We start from the raw sequence: 18,963 nt of genomic DNA, 5'->3' as shown, positions 1-18,963 counted from the left end.
GAGAATATGTCACATAAAAATGCTGATAGAATCAGCGAATACGAATTCTCCATCGGTGTTAGGCTGACACACTGGATTAGATTTGCAGCGATCACACTTTTAGTTGTGAGCGGCTACTATATCTCGTACGTTTTTGTGAGTCCAGAGATCACGAGCGAGCCTACAAATTTTATGCAAGCAAAGTGGCGTATGGCTCACCAGATCGCTGGTTTTGTGCTAATAGCAGCGTTTATCTTTAAATTTTATCTATTTGTCTTTGATAAACACAGCAAAAAAGAGTGGATGAGTGTGGTTGATTTTCTAAATCCAAAAATTTGGATCGCACAGATCAAATACTATCTTTTTATGGGGCCACATCCGCATTTAAGGGGCGTTTATAATCCTTTGCAGTTTGCCTCATACTTTTTCTTTTATCTTATTTTGACTCTTATTTGCCTAAGCGGTCTTGTGCTTTATGTTCATGTTTATCATGAGGGACTTGGCGGAGCGCTTTATGAGCCAGCTAGGTTTTTTGAAGAGCTTATGGGCGGACTAGCAAATGTTAGAACGATACATAGAATTTGTATGTGGGTCATTATGATTTTTGTGCCTATTCATGTTTATATGGCGGTATTTAACGCTGTTAAAGGCAAAAATGGAGCAATGGACGCTATCGTTAGTGGCTATAAATTTGTAAAAGAACACTGATGAGAGTGCTGGTTCTTGGTATCGGCAACGTGATGTTTGCCGATGAGGGCATAGGTGTTCATTTTGTAAATTTGATGGCTAAAAACTATAACTTTACAAGTTCTAAAAACGAGCTTACTCTAATGGACGGGGGCACTTTAGCCCTCGCTCTAACTCACATAATAAGCGAATTTGACTATCTTATCGTCGTTGATTGCATTAGCGCAAATGGCGCAAGCGTGGGCGATGTTTATTTTTTCGACTTTCTAAACGTGCCAAATTTTATCAGTTGGGACGGCTCGGCTCACGAGATCGAGATGCTTCAAACCCTTCATCTAATGGAGCTTGCAGGCGACAGGCCGACAACCAAAATCTTAGGCATCGTGCCTAGCCGCATAGAATCATCAAATTTTAGCCTCTCAGATGAAGTGATAAAAGCTTCTAACATCCTAGAAAAAACGCTGCTTGATCACTTAAAAGAGCTTGATTTTAAGTGCGAAAAGGTGGCAAATTTTACCCTAAATGATATAGTTGATGAATACGCTAAAAAAGGTTTAAAATGATACTTGCTTTTAAATTTACTTGCCACAAGAACGCTTCGTTTCTGGTGCCATTTTTACGCTTGCTTGCTGGCGATCTAGCTCATAGTCTAAAGTGCAAAGATGATGAAATTTGTCTAAAGGTAAGTGGTAATGCCAGTGAGCTTGAGAGCGTGGCAAATAAAGCAAGCGCACTCTTGCCTTTTAGTCTTTTTATAAAGCACAGTGAGGTCTTGGCTGCAAGTGAGCTTGATGAAGATAGCAAGATAAGTGAGATAAAATTTAGTGGCTTAACTCCAACTCAAGCGAGTGCCTTTTTGGCTAGTGAAAAGGCTATTTTAAATGAAAGTGGCGTGCTATGTGAGAGTAAATTTGAGGGCGAGATAACGCTTGGTAATTTTAATGAAAAGCTCAAAGCTTGCCTAAATTTATTAAAAAACGGCAAGGGCGTTTGCGTAGAGCAAGATAAAAATTTATATGAAATTTCTCTTGGCGTAAATTTTGATGTAAATTTCTTGATGCCTGTAAATTTAAAGCAGCTACCAAAAATTTTTATCGCCGATGATAGAGCTTTGACATTTTTAGCTAGCTTTGAAAAGCCACTTTTGGCACTAAAGACAACAGCTATTTATAGGCAAAATCACGAGGATGCACCGCTATTTTTTGACGTGATGGCACCAAATGATCTTTTTCTTTACGCCATTTGCGAGCAGCTAAATAAAGAAAATTTTAGCTTTTTAAGCGTTAAAGTAAAGGAGCAAAAAAACGCTCTTTCAAGGCTTGCTTTGCTTGAAAACAGCGCAGTTTTAAGCCCATTTTTCTATACAAAAGATGAGAAATTTGAGCTTGAGAGTTTAAGCGATATAGCTTTGGGACTAAAATTTAGCAAATTTAGTGATGACGAAATTTGCCTGCTTTCAAAATCAAGCAAAACGCAGCTTCTATTTTTGCCAAAATTTAGTAGCTTTGAAGAAATTTATGAGTTCATAAGAGCCGAGGAGGGCGGCGAAAGGCTACTTGAAAACTTCAGTAAAGAGCACACCTTGCCAAGCGGTAAATTTAGCTCAAACGCTAGCTTTTTCTCGCTGTTTTGCATAGCCGGACGCTTGCTTGGTTTAAGTGATGACTTTAAAAAAGCAGGGGAGAATTTGCTTCTTATGGCAGCTGATTTTAGCGGTCAAAAGGGCGTTAGGATCGATTATAAGATGAAAGATGACTTTGGTTTAGACGGGGTTAAGTTTGTAAAAAGTATCATTTCATTCATCCTTGCTGGTGCTGGAGAGAAGAACATCAGCTTTGGTTGCACCGAGTCTTTGGCACATTTTTTGAGCGATTTTAGCTATGAAAAACGAGATAAATTTAATATCAAAAATATTATTTTAAGCGGGGATTTATTTTATAATAAGGTAGTTAGCAACTTGATAAAAAAGCACCTAAACCCAAATATAAAAACAAATTTTGACCCCGGATTTGGCGTTGAGATCAAGCTTTAGATATGAGATCAAAGGCTTAGTTCAAGGCGTTGGCTTTAGACCTTTTGTCTATACTTTAGCGCATAATCTTAAGCTAGTTGGTGAAATTTACAATGACGATGAGGGTGTGAAGCTAAATTTTAGCGGCGAAGAGGCTAGCTTTTTGGCTTTTGAAAAAGAGCTTTATGAGAAGCTGCCAGCCCTGGCTAGGATCGATGAACTGCATAAATTTAAGATAGATAAAATTTATGAAAAGCTTGAGATCATCGCCTCAAAGTCAGCAACTAAGCAAGCGCCTATTTTGCCTGATTACGCACTTTGTGACGACTGTTTGCGCGAGTTTTATGACCCCGCAAATCCACGCTACAAATACCCATTTATAAACTGCACCAACTGCGGACCGAGATTTTCCATCATCAAAGCATTGCCTTATGACAGGGTAAATACGACGATGAACGAGTTTAAGATGTGTAAATTTTGTGAGAGCGAGTACAAAGACCCGCTTAATCGCCGCTACCACGCAGAGCCGATCTCTTGCCCAAACTGCGGACCAAAACTCTATCTAAAAGATAAATTTGGTAAAGTCTTGGCTAGCGAGAACGAAGCAGCCAAAGAGGCGGCTAAGCTCATAAACGAGGGTAAAATTTTAGCCATTAAGGGGCTTGGTGGCTTTCATCTAGTTTGCGACGCGACAAATGAAGCTGCAGTTTGCGAGCTAAGAGCCAGAAAGCACCGCCCAAGCAAGCCCTTTGCTCTGATGAGTAAAAATTTACAAAACGCTAGAAAAATAGCGCAAATTTCAGAAGCAGAGGCGAAGCTTCTTAGCTCAAATTTAAAGCCGATCGTCTTGCTTGAAGCAAAAAATGGCTCAAATATCGCAAAAAGTGTCGCTCCAAATTTAAACAAGCTTGGCGTTATGCTTGCATTTAGTGGCATACATCTTTTGCTATTTGACTATCTTTTGCACGACATCATTGCAACTAGCGCAAACATATCAGGTGAAGTTGTGATAAAAGACGATAGCGAGCTAAGAGAAAAGCTAGGTGACGTCATAGACTTTTACCTTGATCACGACCGAGAAATTTACTCGCCAAGTGACGATAGTATCGCATTTTGTGCTGGTGATGAGACGATTTTTACAAGGACAAGCCGTGGGCTAAATCCAAATTTCATCCATACAAATTTTAAGCAAAAAGGGACATTTTTAGCCCTTGGAGCCGAGCTAAAAAGCTCATTTTGTATATACAAAGACGGACTTTTGATGATTAGCCCGTATATCGGCGATCTAAAAAACGTAGCGACTTTTGATAGATTTAAGGATATTTTTACCCTTTTTGAAACGACTTATGATCTAAAAATAGACAAAGTTATAGCCGATCTGCATCCAAATTTTTTAAATACAAAATGGGCGAAGGATCAGGGCTTTGAGCTAGTTTATTTGCAGCACCACTACGCGCATCTGCTAAGCGTGATCTTTGAAAACGATCTAGCAGATAAAAAGTACCTTGGCTTTTGTTTTGACGGCACTGGATACGGGGAAGATGGCAAAATTTGGGGTAGCGAGGTCTTTAGGCTAGATAGCAAGAGCTTTGAGCGCGTTTATCACTTTGATAAATTTAGCCTATTTGGGGGCGAAAACAGCATCAAAAATATTTATCTAATCGCATATTCTATTATTTTAAAATACTCTCTTGAGGACGAAGCTGGTAAATTTTTAGTAAATTTTGATGAAAAAATGCTTGCAAATTTTAAAAAAATGGAGCAAAAAGGATTAAACTTAATAAAGACTAGCTCGGTTGGTAGGATATTTGACGCATTTGGAGCGATTATTTGTGGGCTTTTTCACTCAAGTTTTGAAGGTGAGAGTGGCATGAGGCTTGAAGCACTTTATGATAAAAATTTAGATGTGTGTTATAAATTTAGTCTAGATAATGGAGTTATAGGCTTTAAAGAAGCTTTTAAAAGTGCTTTAAAAGATGAGCCAAGAGTGGCTGCGACGGCATTTATAAATGGCTTGGCTGATATTATTTTTGAAATTTCAAAAAAAGAAAAAATGGAAATTTTGCTAAGCGGTGGAGTTTTTCAAAATAAGACTTTACTTGAACTTATTTACAAAAAATTTACTAAAGCAAATTTGAAATTTTATATCAATAAGAAATTCTGTAGTAACGATTCTAACGTAAATTTAGGGCAAATTTATTATTATTTATCCACATTTTCTAATAAGTGATGTATAATGATTATAAACGGTAATCAAACAAGAAAGGAGCAAAAAATGGATAGTGTTATACGTTTTAGTGTTTCTTTGCCTAGTCAATTACTAGACGAACTAGATAGAAAAGTTAGCGAACAAGGCTACGCTTCTAGGAGTGAATTTACAAGGGATTTGATCCGTGAAAAGATCGTAAGTGATAGCTGGAAGGACGCTAGTGAGGAGTTGATCGGGGTTTTGACGCTCATTTATATGCATCATCACAACGATTTGGTGAATAAAAAGATGGATATAGAGCATAGCTCTGATGTGAAAATCATCTGCACAAACCATGTTCATGTCGATCATCATAACTGCTTAGAAACGATTTCAATAAGAGGCGAGGCTGGCAAAATTGAACGCTTTGCTGAAAGGATCGCCGGCTTAAAGGGTGTAAAATTTTCTAAACTCACAAGGGCAGCTATTCCTAGGTTTTAGTTTTTTAAGGGTCTTTATGGGTTTTAGGAATTTTTGGGATTTTTTTATAGGTGAAGCTAGCGGTGGTATCTTTCTTATCGCTGTTGCTTTAGTGACATTTATCTTTGAAAATGTTTTTTTAAGCAGTTTTTATAACTCATTTTTACAAATCGATACAAGGCTAAATTTTGGTAAATCGCCGATACAAAAGCCCCTTATCCTTTTGGTAAATGATAGTTTGATGGCCGTTTTTTTCTTTTTACTTGGGTTTAGACTTAAGCGAGAAATTTTTAAAGCAAAGCTTAGGAGCCTGGCCCAAGCTACCTTGCTAAAAATTTTTATTATCGGCAGCATTTTAGCTTCTGTATTTTTTTATATTTTAAATCACAATTATATTTTTTAAGGCAGTGTCAATGGACATAAATACGGCATTTAAGACACTGGCTAGAAATTTGGTTTTTGTATATCTTATAAAAGAGAGTGTGAATAATGAACTTTTTAAATAGAATTTTTCTAACAAAAGAGCTGGATCGGTGGCAAAGTGACGGCATAGTCGATAAAGAGACCGCTATAAAAATAGCAAATTTATACGACATCGACCCTGATGCCCATAGTGACAAGATAAGTTTTGTCCTAAAGCTCGTAGCATATCTCTTTTTTGCGCTAGCCTTTTTTACGCTCGTTGGTGCAAACTGGGAAGAGATACCAAGACTAGGACGTTTAGCACTTGTGTTGTTTGTACTTGGGCTTGTAAATTTTGGTGGAATTTACTATCTTGCAAAGGGAAAGGAAAATCTATCAACGGCGATGTTTTTTCTTGGAAATTTCTGCTTTGGTGCGGCGATTGCTCTTATTGCTCAAATTTATAACATTAGCGATGAGCCAAGTGGCGGTATCTTGCTTTGGAGTATCGGAGCGTTTGCGGTTTCTTTTGCTAGTAAAAAAGGTGTGTTGGTAGCCCAAAGCCTTATCTTTGCGACAGTTTGGTTTTTTATGATAGCTTATCAGGGCGACTTTGGTTTTGGCTTTATCATTTTTATAGTACTTGGCGCATATACGCTTTACAAAGACGACTCAAAATGGCTTGCTTTTGTGCTTTTTATAGATATTTTTATATACATCATTTCATTTTGCGGCTACATTAGTGGTTTTAGGGCGATATTTGATTATGGATTTTTGTTTGGACTTCCGATGGTTGCGATCGTATCGCTATCTTATGCACTTTTACTTATTAGTATTTCGCCGCTACTAGATAAATTTAGAGTAGGGCTTGGCGCATTTACGAAAGAATTTGGTAAAAATTTTGGCGTTTTTGTGTTGTTGCTTTGTCTGCTTTTATTTGAAGAAAGAAATTTATTTGAGGTTGGAGATGAAGAGCTTTGGTTTGTGAAGTCGTTTTTTAAAAGCAATTTTGGCTTTGTCTTTATCCTATTTAGTGTTGCTTATTTTGCACTATTTTTTAAAGAAAAAAATAAGAGTGGTTTGCTGCTTGGGGCACTGCTCGTGTCGTTGCCATTTATCTTTAGCTACGGTCCTGGCTACGCAAATATATTTTTTTCGCTCGCAAATATCATAACAGCTGCGGTTCTTATCAAAAAGGGTGAGTTAAAACTTGGTCTTTGTATGATATTTTTGGTTGCAGCCGCGAGGTATTTCCAACTCATAGGCGATTATATTGGTGCTACGGCGCTATTTATGGTGTTTGCTTTCATAGTACTAGTTGTCGCTAGAAAAGGACGTAAAAAATGAAGATAAAAGTATTAATAGTAGCTGTAGTTTTTCAAATTTTGCTTATTGGCATTATGCTTGGCTACGCACTTATGCCACTTTATTTTGGGCAAGAGGCAAGAGTAAGGGTAAATCTTTACGACCCAAGAGATCTTTTTCGTGGAAACTATGTTGATTTAAACTATGAATTTTCAAATTTTCATTCAAGAAATTTTGACGAAAATGATGAGTATAACCGCTATATCGACCAATACGATGATAGAGTAAGAGACGGGGCTAGAGTTTATGCTATTTTAAAGCCAGATGTTAATGGAACTTACGGCTTTGCTAAATTTAGTGCAAGCAAGCCAGAGAATGGAGTGTTTTTAGCTGGTAGATATGATGGCTACTCGCTCGTAAAATACGGCATAGAGCACTTTTATATGTCGCCTGATAGTGCAGCTAATACTGAAGATGAAATGAGAGAAGAGGATGTTGAAGCGTATGCTGTTTTGATGGTAATGGATAATGGCAAAGCTAGACTAAAGGATCTAATAATCCAAAAGAATGCCCAAAAAAATAGTAAAAAACTACTTGGTGATGAAAATTTTGATAAGTTGGATGAGATTAGGCAAAAAGAGTAAAGTAAATTTAGTCAAAATTCTTTTGCAAATTTCATTTATATTTTTAAATTTAAATAAAAATTTAAATAAATTAATTAATTTTGATCTATTTGCAAAAACTCCTAAATTTTAATTTTATTTTTAAATTTAAGAGTTAAAATCTCCATAAATTAATAAAAAAGGATGAAAAAATGTGTAAAGATTGCGGTTGTTCAATGGGTAATCACGCCCACGTTCACACTCATGCTGATGGTACTACTCACTCGCACTCGCACACTCATGATGGGCATACAGATCACGCTCATGACGCGCACGAACATAGCCACGAGGCTCACGCACACCCTGTGCTAAACGAGAGCAAAACCATAGATGTGATAGAGAAAATTCTCTCTGAAAATGACAAAGAGGCCGCTCACAACAGAGCCCATCTTGATGAGAAAAAGATACTTTGCGTAAATTTAATGAGTAGCCCAGGTGCTGGTAAGACGACGCTTTTAGAGGCTACGATAAAGTCTAGTAAGTTTAAAGTAGGTGTTGTTGAGGGCGATTTGGAGACAAATCAAGATGCTGATCGCATAGTAAAAGCTGGCGCAAAGGCTCATCAGATAAGCACAGGTCAGACCTGTCACTTGGACGCATTTATGGTGCATGAAGGGCTTCATCATTTGCCGCTAAACGATCTCGATCTAGTCTTTATAGAAAATGTTGGAAATTTAGTCTGTCCTGCAAGCTACGATGTTGGCTCACATTTTAACGCTGTGCTTCTTTCAGTGCCAGAGGGCGATGACAAGGTGAGCAAATATCCAGTGATGTTTAGGGCTGCTGATGTGCTTCTCATCACAAAAGCTTCGCTTGCACCGCATTTTGACTTTGATATCGAGCGCGTGAAAAACGACGCTAGAAAACTAAATCCAAAGGTTGATATCTTTGTGATAGATAGCAAAACAGGCGAAGGTATCGATAAATGGATAAGTTATTTGGAATTTAAAAAAGAGCTAAGATAATGTGCCTCTCAATCCCTTCAAAAGTAATAGAAATAGATGAAAATAACGTTGCTACTGTCGAGACCTTGGGTGTTACTAGAAAGGTAAGCCTAGATCTCATCTCTGAAGAGGTAAAAGTTGGCGAATATGTGCTAATTCACGTAGGTTACGCTATGCAAAAGATCGATACGCAGTTTGCGCTTGAGAGCTTGGAGGTCTATCAAAAGATCGCCGAGGATATGGACGCGGGGAAAATTTGATGGATCTTATAAATGGCTTTCGCGATAAAAATTTAATCCTAGCCCTTTCAAAACTCATACAAAAAGAGAGCACAAAGCCCCTAAATATCATGGAAATTTGCGGTGGTCACACGCATAGCATTATGAAATTTGCACTGCCAAACTTAGTTGGAGAGCATATAAATTTCGTCCATGGCCCAGGCTGTCCGGTCTGTGTGATGCCAAAGAGCCGCATAGACGAAGCCTGTAAGCTTGCTAGCATGGAGAATGTGATCTTTTGTACGCTAGCTGATATGCTAAGAGTGCCTGGCTCAAAGACAAGCTTGCAAAAGCTTCGCGGCGAGGGGCACGACATAAGGGCGCTTTACACGCCACTTGATGCGCTAAATATCGCTAAGCAAAATCCAGACAAAAAGGTCATATTTTTTGCCATTGGCTTTGAGACGACGACTCCGATGAGCGCAAATTTAGTTGAAAAAGTGGTGCAAGAGGGCATTAAAAATTTATATTTTCATATAAATCACGTAACCGTCCCAGCTCCAGTTAGAGCTATAATGAGCGACGAAAACGTGAGGATAGACGCATTTTTGGGCCCAAGCCACGTGAGCGTCATCACGGGTAGCAAAATTTACAAAGAGTTAGCGAGCGAATTTAAAAGACCTATCGCCATTAGCGGTTTTGAGCCGCTTGACATCATGGCAAGTGTGCTAAATTTAGTCCGTCAGCAAAACGCAGGCACTTATGAAGTCTATAACGAGTACGCAAGGGCGGTTAAAGAAGAGGGCAACGTCAAGGCAAAAGAGCTCATAGCTAAATACTTTGAGCCGTGCGACTTTGTCTGGAGAGGCCTTGGCGAGATAGCGCAAAGTGGCATGAAGCTAAAAGATGAATTTGCCTACCTTGACGCCGGAGTGCAGTTTGACTGCAGTGTAGAGAGTGCTAGCGAGAGCAAGGCATGCATTTGTGGGCAAATTTTAAGAGGGTTAGCAAAACCGACAGAGTGCAAAGTCTTTGGCAAGGTCTGCAACCCGCAAAATCCGATAGGATCGTGCATGGTCTCAAGCGAGGGCGCTTGTGCGGCATATTTTAAATACGCAAGAGTTGGTTAAGGAATTTAATGAAAAAGATAATGCTAAGTCACGGCGGCGGCGGCGAGGAGATGAACTCGCTTATAAACGAGACGATATTTAAAATTTTTGATAACGAAATTTTAAGACAGAGTAACGACTCAGCGATATTAAATTTAAACGGCAAGATCGCTTTTAGCTCCGATAGCTTTGTGGTAACTCCCATTTTTTTTAACGGTGGCGACATCGGTAAGATCGCGGCTTGCGGCACGATAAACGACCTAGCGATGGTTGGTGCAAGCGCTAAATACCTAAGCTGCTCTCTCATCATCGAAGAAGGGCTTAGTATAGAAGAGCTTGAGCGCGTGCTTGGCTCGCTTGCTAAAACTTGCAAAGAGAGCGGTGTAAGCGTGGTTTGCGGCGATACGAAGGTCGTGCCAAAGGGCAAATGCGATAAAATTTTTATAAACACAGCAGGCATCGGCGAGATAGTTTGCGAGGGTGTGGAGCTTAAAAATTTAAAGGCAGGGGCTAAAATTTTAATCTCTGGAGATGTTGGCAGACACGGCGGCGTGGTGCTAGCAGCAAGAGAAGAATTTGAACTTGGGCTTGATCTAAAAAGTGACTGCAAGAGCTTAAAAGAGGTTGCTTTAAAGCTACTTAGCTCTGGCATAAAACCGCAAACCATGCGTGATGCGACCAGGGGCGGACTAAGCGCAGTGCTAAACGAGTGGACTAAATTTAACAAATTTGACATCTTAGTCTTTGAAGAAAATATCAAGGTCGCAGACGAAGTGATGGGCATTTGTGAGCTATTTGGATTTGAGCCTTATGAACTTGCAAATGAGGGCACTTTTGTGATGGCAGTTGATGAGAGCCAGGCTGAGGACGCGCTTAAAATTTTAAGAGAATTTGATCAAAACGCGATGATAATAGGCGAAGTAATGGAAGCAAAAAACGAGCGTGTCATCATCGAAAACGCCTATAAATCAAGAAGATTCCTCGAGCCACCAAAGGGCGAGTTACTACCAAGGATCTGCTAATGCACGAGCTTAGTATCGTTCAAAATTTAGTTAGCCTTTGCGAGAAAAATGCCGCCAAAGAAAACACAAAAGAGATAAGCAAGATCGAGATAAAGGTTGGCCGTTTAAGCGGAGTGGAGCCTCATTATTTGCAGAGTGCATTTGACGTTTATAAGACTGGTACGATCTGTGAAAACGCTGAGCTTGTCATAAATTTACAAGGCATTGTTGTAGAGTGTTTGGATTGCGGATTTGGCGGTGAGCTTAGCGAAAATGACTTCACCTGTCCAAAGTGCAAGAGCCAAAATTTAAAGGTAACTGACGGCGAGGATATGTATCTGATGCGCCTTGAGATGAAGTAAATTTTTATGAGATTTTTGTTTTTATAATAGAGGCCGTATAAATATTGAATTTTTAAAAAATATTACAGAGTCTTTTAAAAATATTTCATCTTTTTTTGCTTTTTTATTTATTTACCTTATTATAAGAGATATTATTGAGATCATCAATTTTGGTTTTGATATATGTGATGTAAAATATTTTTTGTCTTTTAATCAATTAATGTATATTAGTGTAATAATATCAGGCTTTTTCCTTCTAATATACACGCTTGGAAATAAATCCGTATTAAATTTTTTGTTATCTTGTTTTTTAGCATTTGCTGTTTGATTTTTTTGAGTACTGAATTAAACAGAGATACGATTATTGCTATTATGATTATTGTCGTTATATTTGTTTTTCATGAAAAAATTTTTGATTTGTTCAATGATACTCAAAAGCATCAAGCTATATTCTTTCTTATTTTAATTTTTATTTTTTGTCCTTTTATTTTTTTAAAAACAAAAGAATTTAATCAAATTGTAAAAGATAGCAATAATCAACCAGAATTTATATTTCGCAAGAATATCATAGGCAGAATATTTGATCCCAAGTTTTTTAGCCCTGCGCAACTTGAAAAAAATTATGATTTTATAGATTTTCAAGGAAGCAAACTTGCATTAAATGAATTAGGCGGAATAATGTTTAATGATAAGCTTCCTTATTATGGTTTTAATAGCCAATTTTGGGTTTGGTATATGCAAAATAATGATACTTATACAGTTTTCTTTGTTTTAAAAGATTATGATTTAACAGTAATAATTACAAAAAAACTTTCAAATGAGAAATTTCAAATCATTAAATTTTTATCAAAAAGATTAAAATAACGTTATCTAAAGCACCAAATAAACTTTAATAAAATACTTTTTTATTAAAGTTTATATTAAATTTTAAATAACTCATGGTGATCTAAAAATTATATACTTATACAATTATCAAAATCAGTAATTTTTACTCAAATATCAAAAACGGAGCCTGAATCACGTTTCTTATTATCTTTAGTGGCGAAAGCAGAGCGTCTTGCAGGATCTGCGTCGAGTATTCAGGCTTATCGGTAGTGCCTCGTATGGCGATGACTGTTGAGAGCGAGCGGTCCTTGCCAAGGATTATTTGATTTACCAGTGGAATTTTATCAATGATACTGCTAGCGTCTTTTAGTAACTTTAGCTCAAGGTCGATGTTTATCTTTTTACTCTTTAGATCGATCGTACCACGTCCGCCGATATCAGCGCTTGTGCCTATCATTTCAATCGCCAAAAACTCGATCATATCGCCATTTCTAGTGAGTAAAATTTTACCATTTTTAACAGTAAAGCCCTTGTCGTTAAAGTCAGGCGTTTTAAAGCTAAGAAGAGATGGAACTGAGTTTAAAAAGCTAAGTAGCCTTTGATAAAAGATATAATCCTTTAAAAAAGTATCAAAAAATCTCACCTCTGCCTTGAAATTCTTAGAGTTTTCTCCAAGCATTTTTAGGCGAAATTTACCACCCTCAAAGCTCTTGATGCCAAAAAGGTCGTTTATAAATTCTCCGCTTATGTCGGTTGCGTCTAAATTTATACTCTTTTCATCGTTAAAATAGCCAACTCTTCCTTGTTTTGCTAGCCCATTTAGCGAGGTGCTTTTGCCCTTTTTCTCGGCGCTAAAGCTAGCAAATGGCAAGGTCTTGTTTAGATCCCTTAAAATGATATCGCCATTTTTTGCTAAAAGCTCAAGCGGTGTGCTTTGCTCGCTGGTTTTGTTATCGTCAAGCACTAGCAAATTTAGATCTTTGGTTTTTACGTTTATGGCTTTTTCTTTTATATCTAGGCTTAGCTTTTTGCTTGAGCTATCTACCTTTACGCCAGCTTTTGAGACTAAAATTTTTAGATCATCGTTTTCATATTTTGAGCCATTTTTATCTAAAAACGGCAAGTCAAAGTTTACCTCTTTGGCAAAAATCTCAAGATCAGTAAAATCCTTACTTTTTATACTAAGTTCATCAAAACCACGCACGCCGTTTTGCTTTAAAGCAGGCGAGCTCTCTATGAAAAATTTACTATTTTTTGTTGCTATTTTGCTTTCACTGCCAAAGCTCATATCAAGCCCAAATGGCTCTATCTTAAGCAAAGTTTCACCAGCCTTGCTAAAGTCTAAAAATGCGCTAAACGGCTCATTTTTAAAAGTTAAAATTTCATCATTTTTCTCTTTTAGATCAAAGCTTTCTATCACGCCTTTTATCTCGCCAGTACTTTTTTGTAAATTTATATCAGCCTTGGCATTTGCTTTAAAAAACTCAAGCCCAAAGCCAGTAGCATCGATGTTTAAATTCATCGTATTTATGAGCTTTACGAGAGTATTTTTGGTATTAAATTTACTTCCAGCTATTTCTAAAACCGCATCACTTAGCTTAAATTCTCCATTTGCAATGACGCTTTTTTCATCAAAATTTTCTAAGCTTTTCTCGTCTAGTTTTATCAAAATTTTTAAGCTAGCATCCATTTTTCCGCTAAGCTGTTTTACTGGCACGACGATCTTATAGGCTTTTAATATCTCATTTATAGCTTCATCATAAATTGATTTTGTCTTTATAAAAAGCTCTAAATTTGCGCTTTTTTCATCAAAGATATTATTTATCACAACGCTTGAGCCATCAAGCTTTTTACCCTTGTAAATAGGCGAAATAAGATCAAATTTAAGCTTTGAGTTTTTAAGCGTGATATTTGCCTCACCTACATTTACGGCTGGCAAGTCTTTTTCAAATTTAACGAGCAAATTTTTAGTATTTGCGGTGGCATTTAGATCATTTAGATAAAAGTTATTTTTAGCTAGATCAGCCTTGCCATTTATCTCTTTTAGCTCGTAATCATCAGCAACGATGTATCCATATATCCAGTTTTTAACTTCACTATTTAGCTCTATGCGTCTATCAAGCTCATCAATGAAGTTTTTAATACTTCCAGCCTCGACATCGTAAGCTTTGTAAGTTAAAAATGTATCTTTTAGAGCAAAATTTAGCTTACCGCGCAGCTCATGAGAGGTGAAATTTCCTTCAAATTTATAGTCATTTTTATCAAAATCTGCACTTCCTTCGCCACTAATGCTTACGTTAAAATCCTTAAAGCTTAAATTTCTAACGCTAAAAAGATCTATTCCGTCTTGCTGTTCGTTTTGGAATTTTATATCCACGTTTAAATAAGGGCTATCAACAAAAAATATATCATCTAAAAATAGAATTTTTAGTTTAAAATCATCTCCTATTTGCACATTTTCAAGTGAAATTTCTTGAAAAATCGTATCTATAAAATCTACGCTTTTACTAAGGTTTAAAAGGCGCTCGTCGCTGCTTTTTTGCTTGCTCTCTTTCTTAAAATTTGGAAGCCTTATCTGCTTTGCTCTTGCAATTATTTTTTTATCTAATTTTATATATAATTGCTCCAATTTTACGCCGTAAAACTCGAAATCGTTAATTTTTATGCCGTATTTTAAAAGTAAGATAAATGAAAGAATCAAGATGATAAAAAATTTTATTAAAAAGCCATATTTAGACATTTTTTTTGATATCGTAGCCATCATTTTCCTAAGTATTTTTGTCTATTTGGCACGCCCTATAAACACAAGCAAGGTCGTTTTTATACCAAAGGGAAGTGTGGGCGAGATTATATCTTATTTAGCTAATCGCAACTTTAACTTAAGCGTGATAGACAAGTACGCCATACTTTTTATCGGCTCTCCGCAATCTGGCTGGATAGAGATCGGCCAAGATAAAATTTCAAGGGTTGATTTTTTAAAAAAACTTGCAAAATCAAAAGCAGCTTTAACCGAGATAACGCTAATACCAGGTGAAACGACTATCGTTTTTTTAAACCAGATCGCCGCCCAGCTAGGACTTGATCCAGTTAAGCTAAATAACGAATATAACGCCCTTGCTCCAGTGAGTGATGGCTTTTTGATGCCAAATACATATAAAATCCCAATAGGCATCAGCGAAAGGCACCTTGCTTTTTATCTTGTAAATTCATCAAAAAAGGCTCAAAGCGAGATCAGCAATAAAATTTTTGGCGAATACAACGAGAAAAAATGGTTTAAAATTTTAACGATTGCTTCGATCATCCAAAAAGAAGCGGCAAATGATGCCGAGATGCCACTTGTCGCCTCAGTCATTTATAACCGCCTAAATAAGGGCATGAGGCTGCAGATGGACGGCACACTAAACTATGGAATTTATTCACACGATGTGATCACGGCTGAGCGCATAAGAAGCGATATGAGCGAGTTTAATACTTATCTAAACGACGGCATTCCGCCAAGTCCAGTCTGCTCGGTCTCAATAAGCGCGATCAAAGCAGCGATAAACCCTACAAAGAGCGATTACTTATACTTTGTGCTTGACAAAAAGGCAAAAAAACACATTTTTTCAAAAACCTTAAGCGAGCACAACCAAAATATAGGAAAATAGAGCTAGAATTTGCAGCAAATGCCTAAAATACAACGAGATTTAATAAAGAAAGTGATAAATTTTAAAAAACTAAAAGGGCTAAAATGAGTGACATTATCTGGACCAAAACTGACGAAGCACCACTTTTCGCAAGCTACTCTCTTTTTCCTATCGTAAAGAGCTTTTTATCACGCGCTGACATTAGCATAACTAGGGCCGATATTAGCCTAGCTGGGAGAATTTTATCTCTTTTCAGTAAGGAGCTTGGACTAAATAAGGCCGATGAGCTGGAGCTTTTGGGTGAGCTGACCGCCCACAAAGAGGCAAATATTATAAAGTTGCCAAACATCTCAGCCACGCTTGTTCAGCTAAAAGCAGCGATAGAGGAGCTTAGAAGCAAGGGAATAAATGTACCTTTTTATCCAGATGAGATCATCACAGACTACGATGAAGAGGTTGCTAAAAAATACCAAAAAGTGCTAGGAAGTGCAGTAAATCCAGTGCTTAGGCAAGGAAACTCAGATAGAAGAGTCTTGCCACCGGTTAAAGAATTTGCCAAAAAGTATCCTCACAGCAATGGCGACTGGGATAAGACAAATAAGACAAAAATTTGCTACATGCAAGAGGGCGATTTTTATGAGAATGAGCGCTCAATTATCGCTAGTAAAGATGAGAAATTTTATATAAATTTTGTGAGCACGGATGGCAAAAAAGAGCTTTTAAAAGAGCTTGCCATCCAAAGCGGCGAAATAGTTGATGTCACATATTTAAGTGTAGATGAGCTTGATAAATTTTATGAAAGCTGTTTTGAAGAGGCAAAAAAAGAGAATTTGACCTTGAGTCTGCACCTAAAATGCACGATGATGAAAGTTAGCGATCCAGTCATCTTTGCTCACGCGATAAAGAGCTATTTTAAAGAGGTTTTTGAGCTGTTTGACAATGAGTTTAAAACTCACGGCGTGGAGGCAAAAAATGGCCTAAAAGATATGTTTTCTAAAATTTTAACTCTTAAAAATAAAGATGAAATTTTGGCTAAATTTGATGAAATTTTGAGCAAAAAAGCAAAAATTTGGGCACTAAATGAAAATGCCAGCAACTTTGACGTGCCAAATGACGTCATCATCGACGCCTCCGTGCCAGCACTCATTAGAAACTCTGGCAAGGTAAAAGATAGAAGCGGCGAGCTAAATTTCTCGCTTTGTATGATCCCAGATAGAACATACGCTAGGGTTTATGAGGCTTGCGTGGCGGACTTTAAAGAGCATGGTGCGCTTGATGTAAGTAGCATTGGTAGCGTAGCAAATGTGGGACTAATGGCCAAAAAGGCCGAAGAATACGGCAGTCACGATAAGACTTTCATCGCAAAAGAAGACGGAGAATTTGTAGTTTTTGATGAGGCAGGCGAGAACGTTTTTAAATTTAGCGTCAAAAAGGGCGACATTTTTAGGATGACTCAGACTAAAGAAGATGCGATAAATGCGTGGTTTGAGCTTGCTTTAAAAAGAGGTGAAATCTCAAAAGATGAGCTTATTTTTTGGCTAGATAGTAGCCGTGCTCATGATAGAAATTTGATAGCTAAATTTGAAAAATTCAAAGAGAAATTTACTAGCGCTGGCGTAAAATTTGAAATTTTAAACTACGAGCAAGCGACTGCAAAAACGCTTAGCTTGATAAGAGCTGGCAAAGATGTCATAGGCGTCACTGGTAACGTTTTAAGAGATTATCTAACCGATCTTTTCCCGATCTTTGAGCTAGGTGGCAGCTCAAAAATGCTTTCAGTTGTGCCGCTACTTGCTGGTGGAGCGATGTTTGAAACGGGTGCTGGCGGAACGGCTCCAACGCTTGTAAAAGAGCTAAAAGAGAAAAATCATTTACTTTGGGATAGTCTCGGCGAGTTTTTAGCGCTTAGTGCTTCGCTTGAACATCTAGCGTTTGCTAAGCAAAAAAAAGAGGCAAAAGAGCTAAGTGATGCGCTAAATAAGGCAGTTGCTAGCTATCTAGATAAAAATAAAACGCCAAATGCTACTCTTGATACTAGGGAGTCACACTTCTATCTAGCGCTATTTTGGGCAAGAGAGATGGCAAAAAGTGGCGGAATTTTAAGCAAAATTTTTGAAAATTTAGCAGACGAGCTAGAGAAAAATGAGAATGAGATTCTAAAAGAGTTAAGACAAAATGATGGTGCAAGCGTGGAATTTGGCGGATATTATTTGCCAGATGAAGTGAGGGCAAATGAGGTCATGAGACCAAGTAAAATTTTAAATCAAATAATAGGATGAGAAAATGAAAATAAGTATAGTTGGATCAGGAAACGTCGGTGCAAGCATAGCTTATGCGCTTTGTATGAGGGAAGTTTGCGATGAGATCGCGCTTGTGGATATATTTGGTGACGTGGCACGTGCAAAGGCTATCGATCTAGCACAGTCAAGTTGCGTTTTTAATGCTAAAACTATCGTTTGTGGTGGCGATGATTTTATGCTAATAGAGGGCAGTGATATCGTAGTGGTAACTGCTGGAAGCCCAAGGAAAGAGGGTCAAACAAGAGAGGACTTACTTCTTAAAAATGCCGTCGTTGTAAAGCAAACAGCTCAAAATATCGCAAAATTTGCACCAAATGCGGTGATAATCGTCGTGACAAATCCGCTTGATGTGATGGTCTGGACGGCTCATAAATTTAGCGGTTTTAGCAAAAATAAAGTGATCGGCATGGCTGGTGAGCTTGATGGTGCAAGATGCAGATATGAGCTAGCACTTCTAAAAGATAAAGATGCAAAAGGGCTAAAGACAAAGATAATTGGCGCTCACAACGACGAGATGATCGTATCTGCTAGTAATATCAGCGAAAATTTAAACGAAAATGAGCTAGCAACTCTTAAAAAAGAGACAAGCACAGGTGGCGCAAAGATCGTTAAGCTTCTTGGCACTTCAGCTTACTATGCACCAGCAGCTGCTGTTGTGAAGATGTGTGAAGCGATCATGGGCAAGAGTGATGAAATTTTAAGCGCTAGCGTGCTTCTTGATAATGAGCTAAGTTGCGGCAGGCTAGTAAGGCTTGGACGCGAGGGCTTAAAAGAAATTTTAGAGCTAAATATAAATGAAAGTGAGCAAGAGCAGCTAAGTAAAAGCGAAGCTGATATTAGAAAAAACATTAAATTTTTAAAAGAAAATTTGGATTAGGAATATAG

General features: G+C 37.6%; 18 protein-coding genes. 17 read left to right on the top strand and 1 reads right to left on the bottom strand.

Annotated elements, in window-relative coordinates; genetic code table 11:
- The first annotated feature begins 6 nt into the window (after positions 1–6).
- The 14 genes from cybH (at position 7) to G5B98_RS04795 (ending at position 12,191) form a co-directional block, all read left to right on the top strand.
- Positions 7–687 carry a Ni/Fe-hydrogenase, b-type cytochrome subunit gene (cybH, locus tag G5B98_RS04860; RefSeq protein WP_021091370.1) on the top strand — a complete coding sequence of 227 codons (681 nt, stop codon included), beginning with the start codon at positions 7–9 and terminating at the stop codon, positions 685–687.
- Positions 687–1,229 (top strand): HyaD/HybD family hydrogenase maturation endopeptidase, encoded by a 543-nt coding sequence (locus G5B98_RS04855; RefSeq protein WP_103588662.1) that lies wholly within the window; start codon positions 687–689, stop codon positions 1,227–1,229. The genes cybH and G5B98_RS04855 overlap by 1 nt, the downstream gene beginning before the upstream one ends.
- Positions 1,226–2,698, top strand: a complete 1,473-nt coding sequence (locus tag G5B98_RS04850) for a hypothetical protein (RefSeq protein ID WP_196086203.1) — start codon at positions 1,226–1,228, stop codon at positions 2,696–2,698. Before G5B98_RS04855 ends, G5B98_RS04850 begins: the two co-directional genes overlap by 4 nt.
- Positions 2,682–4,907 (top strand): carbamoyltransferase HypF, encoded by a 2,226-nt coding sequence (gene hypF / locus G5B98_RS04845; protein WP_196086202.1) that lies wholly within the window; start codon positions 2,682–2,684, stop codon positions 4,905–4,907. Before G5B98_RS04850 ends, hypF begins: the two co-directional genes overlap by 17 nt.
- A 45-nt stretch (positions 4,908–4,952) precedes the next feature.
- Positions 4,953–5,366 carry a nickel-responsive transcriptional regulator NikR gene (nikR, locus tag G5B98_RS04840; protein ID WP_103559622.1) on the top strand — a complete coding sequence of 138 codons (414 nt, stop codon included), beginning with the start codon at positions 4,953–4,955 and terminating at the stop codon, positions 5,364–5,366.
- Positions 5,367–5,382: 16 nt separating this feature from the next.
- The gene (locus G5B98_RS04835) at positions 5,383–5,748 is read left to right on the top strand and encodes a Na+/H+ antiporter NhaA (protein ID WP_196086201.1); all 366 of its coding nucleotides are present in this window, start codon (positions 5,383–5,385) and stop codon (positions 5,746–5,748) included.
- A gap of 86 nt (positions 5,749–5,834) precedes the next feature.
- Positions 5,835–7,094, top strand: a complete 1,260-nt coding sequence (locus G5B98_RS04830; RefSeq protein WP_196086200.1) for a DUF2157 domain-containing protein — start codon at positions 5,835–5,837, stop codon at positions 7,092–7,094.
- Entirely contained in the window at positions 7,091–7,696 is a 606-nt protein-coding gene (locus tag G5B98_RS04825; RefSeq protein ID WP_196086199.1) for a GDYXXLXY domain-containing protein, read from the top strand. Before G5B98_RS04830 ends, G5B98_RS04825 begins: the two co-directional genes overlap by 4 nt.
- Before the next feature lie 170 nt (positions 7,697–7,866).
- Positions 7,867–8,679 carry a hydrogenase nickel incorporation protein HypB gene (gene hypB, locus G5B98_RS04820; protein ID WP_196086198.1) on the top strand — a complete coding sequence of 271 codons (813 nt, stop codon included), beginning with the start codon at positions 7,867–7,869 and terminating at the stop codon, positions 8,677–8,679.
- Complete coding sequence (locus tag G5B98_RS04815; protein ID WP_009293878.1) at positions 8,679–8,918, top strand: HypC/HybG/HupF family hydrogenase formation chaperone; 240 nt, start codon at positions 8,679–8,681, stop codon at positions 8,916–8,918. Before hypB ends, G5B98_RS04815 begins: the two co-directional genes overlap by 1 nt.
- Positions 8,918–10,006 (top strand): hydrogenase formation protein HypD, encoded by a 1,089-nt coding sequence (gene hypD / locus G5B98_RS04810; RefSeq protein ID WP_196086197.1) that lies wholly within the window; start codon positions 8,918–8,920, stop codon positions 10,004–10,006. Before G5B98_RS04815 ends, hypD begins: the two co-directional genes overlap by 1 nt.
- A gap of 8 nt (positions 10,007–10,014) precedes the next feature.
- Positions 10,015–11,007 carry a hydrogenase expression/formation protein HypE gene (hypE, locus tag G5B98_RS04805; protein ID WP_196086196.1) on the top strand — a complete coding sequence of 331 codons (993 nt, stop codon included), beginning with the start codon at positions 10,015–10,017 and terminating at the stop codon, positions 11,005–11,007.
- Complete coding sequence (gene hypA, locus G5B98_RS04800) at positions 11,007–11,348, top strand: hydrogenase maturation nickel metallochaperone HypA (RefSeq protein ID WP_196086195.1); 342 nt, start codon at positions 11,007–11,009, stop codon at positions 11,346–11,348. The genes hypE and hypA overlap by 1 nt, the downstream gene beginning before the upstream one ends.
- 351 nt (positions 11,349–11,699) lie before the next feature.
- On the top strand, positions 11,700–12,191 hold the full coding sequence (locus tag G5B98_RS04795) for a hypothetical protein (RefSeq protein ID WP_232525355.1): 492 nt from the start codon (positions 11,700–11,702) through the stop codon (positions 12,189–12,191).
- Positions 12,192–12,315: 124 nt separating this feature from the next.
- On the opposite strand, the gene G5B98_RS04790 is transcribed toward G5B98_RS04795, so the two are convergent.
- The gene (locus tag G5B98_RS04790) at positions 12,316–14,781 is read right to left on the bottom strand and encodes an AsmA-like C-terminal domain-containing protein (protein ID WP_232524555.1); all 2,466 of its coding nucleotides are present in this window, start codon (positions 14,779–14,781) and stop codon (positions 12,316–12,318) included.
- 73 nt (positions 14,782–14,854) lie between these two features.
- Here G5B98_RS04790 and mltG point away from each other — a divergent pair, with 73 nt between their 5' ends.
- The 3 genes from mltG (at position 14,855) to G5B98_RS04775 (ending at position 18,955) form a co-directional block, all read left to right on the top strand.
- Positions 14,855–15,799: an endolytic transglycosylase MltG gene (mltG, locus tag G5B98_RS04785; RefSeq protein WP_196086193.1), complete on the top strand. Its 945-nt coding sequence runs from the start codon at positions 14,855–14,857 to the stop codon at positions 15,797–15,799.
- Positions 15,800–15,882: 83 nt separating this feature from the next.
- Positions 15,883–18,057 carry an NADP-dependent isocitrate dehydrogenase gene (locus G5B98_RS04780; protein WP_196086192.1) on the top strand — a complete coding sequence of 725 codons (2,175 nt, stop codon included), beginning with the start codon at positions 15,883–15,885 and terminating at the stop codon, positions 18,055–18,057.
- Positions 18,058–18,061: 4 nt separating this feature from the next.
- Positions 18,062–18,955: a lactate/malate family dehydrogenase gene (locus tag G5B98_RS04775; protein WP_196086191.1), complete on the top strand. Its 894-nt coding sequence runs from the start codon at positions 18,062–18,064 to the stop codon at positions 18,953–18,955.
- The last annotated feature ends 8 nt before the right edge of the window (positions 18,956–18,963 follow it).

Source organism: Campylobacter concisus, from assembly GCF_015679985.1.
Lineage (GTDB): Bacteria > Campylobacterota > Campylobacteria > Campylobacterales > Campylobacteraceae > Campylobacter_A > Campylobacter_A concisus_AC.
The sequence above is the reverse complement of the archived record's forward strand: the minus strand, read 5'-3'. Positions and strand labels throughout refer to the sequence as shown.

What these genes read in the sequence shown, in the direction of transcription:
- cybH (WP_021091370.1), top strand. Translation starts at nt 7, where the DNA reads ATGTCACATAAAAATGCTGATAGAATCAGCGAATACGAATTCTCCATC.
- G5B98_RS04855 (WP_103588662.1), top strand. Translation starts at nt 687, where the DNA reads ATGAGAGTGCTGGTTCTTGGTATCGGCAACGTGATGTTTGCCGATGAG.
- G5B98_RS04850 (WP_196086203.1), top strand. Translation starts at nt 1,226, where the DNA reads ATGATACTTGCTTTTAAATTTACTTGCCACAAGAACGCTTCGTTTCTG.
- nikR (WP_103559622.1), top strand. Translation starts at nt 4,953, where the DNA reads ATGGATAGTGTTATACGTTTTAGTGTTTCTTTGCCTAGTCAATTACTA.
- G5B98_RS04835 (WP_196086201.1), top strand. Translation starts at nt 5,383, where the DNA reads ATGGGTTTTAGGAATTTTTGGGATTTTTTTATAGGTGAAGCTAGCGGT.
- G5B98_RS04830 (WP_196086200.1), top strand. Translation starts at nt 5,835, where the DNA reads ATGAACTTTTTAAATAGAATTTTTCTAACAAAAGAGCTGGATCGGTGG.
- G5B98_RS04825 (WP_196086199.1), top strand. Translation starts at nt 7,091, where the DNA reads ATGAAGATAAAAGTATTAATAGTAGCTGTAGTTTTTCAAATTTTGCTT.
- hypB (WP_196086198.1), top strand. Translation starts at nt 7,867, where the DNA reads ATGTGTAAAGATTGCGGTTGTTCAATGGGTAATCACGCCCACGTTCAC.
- G5B98_RS04815 (WP_009293878.1), top strand. Translation starts at nt 8,679, where the DNA reads ATGTGCCTCTCAATCCCTTCAAAAGTAATAGAAATAGATGAAAATAAC.
- hypD (WP_196086197.1), top strand. Translation starts at nt 8,918, where the DNA reads ATGGATCTTATAAATGGCTTTCGCGATAAAAATTTAATCCTAGCCCTT.
- hypE (WP_196086196.1), top strand. Translation starts at nt 10,015, where the DNA reads ATGAAAAAGATAATGCTAAGTCACGGCGGCGGCGGCGAGGAGATGAAC.
- hypA (WP_196086195.1), top strand. Translation starts at nt 11,007, where the DNA reads ATGCACGAGCTTAGTATCGTTCAAAATTTAGTTAGCCTTTGCGAGAAA.
- G5B98_RS04795 (WP_232525355.1), top strand. Translation starts at nt 11,700, where the DNA reads ATGATTATTGTCGTTATATTTGTTTTTCATGAAAAAATTTTTGATTTG.
- mltG (WP_196086193.1), top strand. Translation starts at nt 14,855, where the DNA reads ATGATAAAAAATTTTATTAAAAAGCCATATTTAGACATTTTTTTTGAT.
- G5B98_RS04780 (WP_196086192.1), top strand. Translation starts at nt 15,883, where the DNA reads ATGAGTGACATTATCTGGACCAAAACTGACGAAGCACCACTTTTCGCA.
- G5B98_RS04775 (WP_196086191.1), top strand. Translation starts at nt 18,062, where the DNA reads ATGAAAATAAGTATAGTTGGATCAGGAAACGTCGGTGCAAGCATAGCT.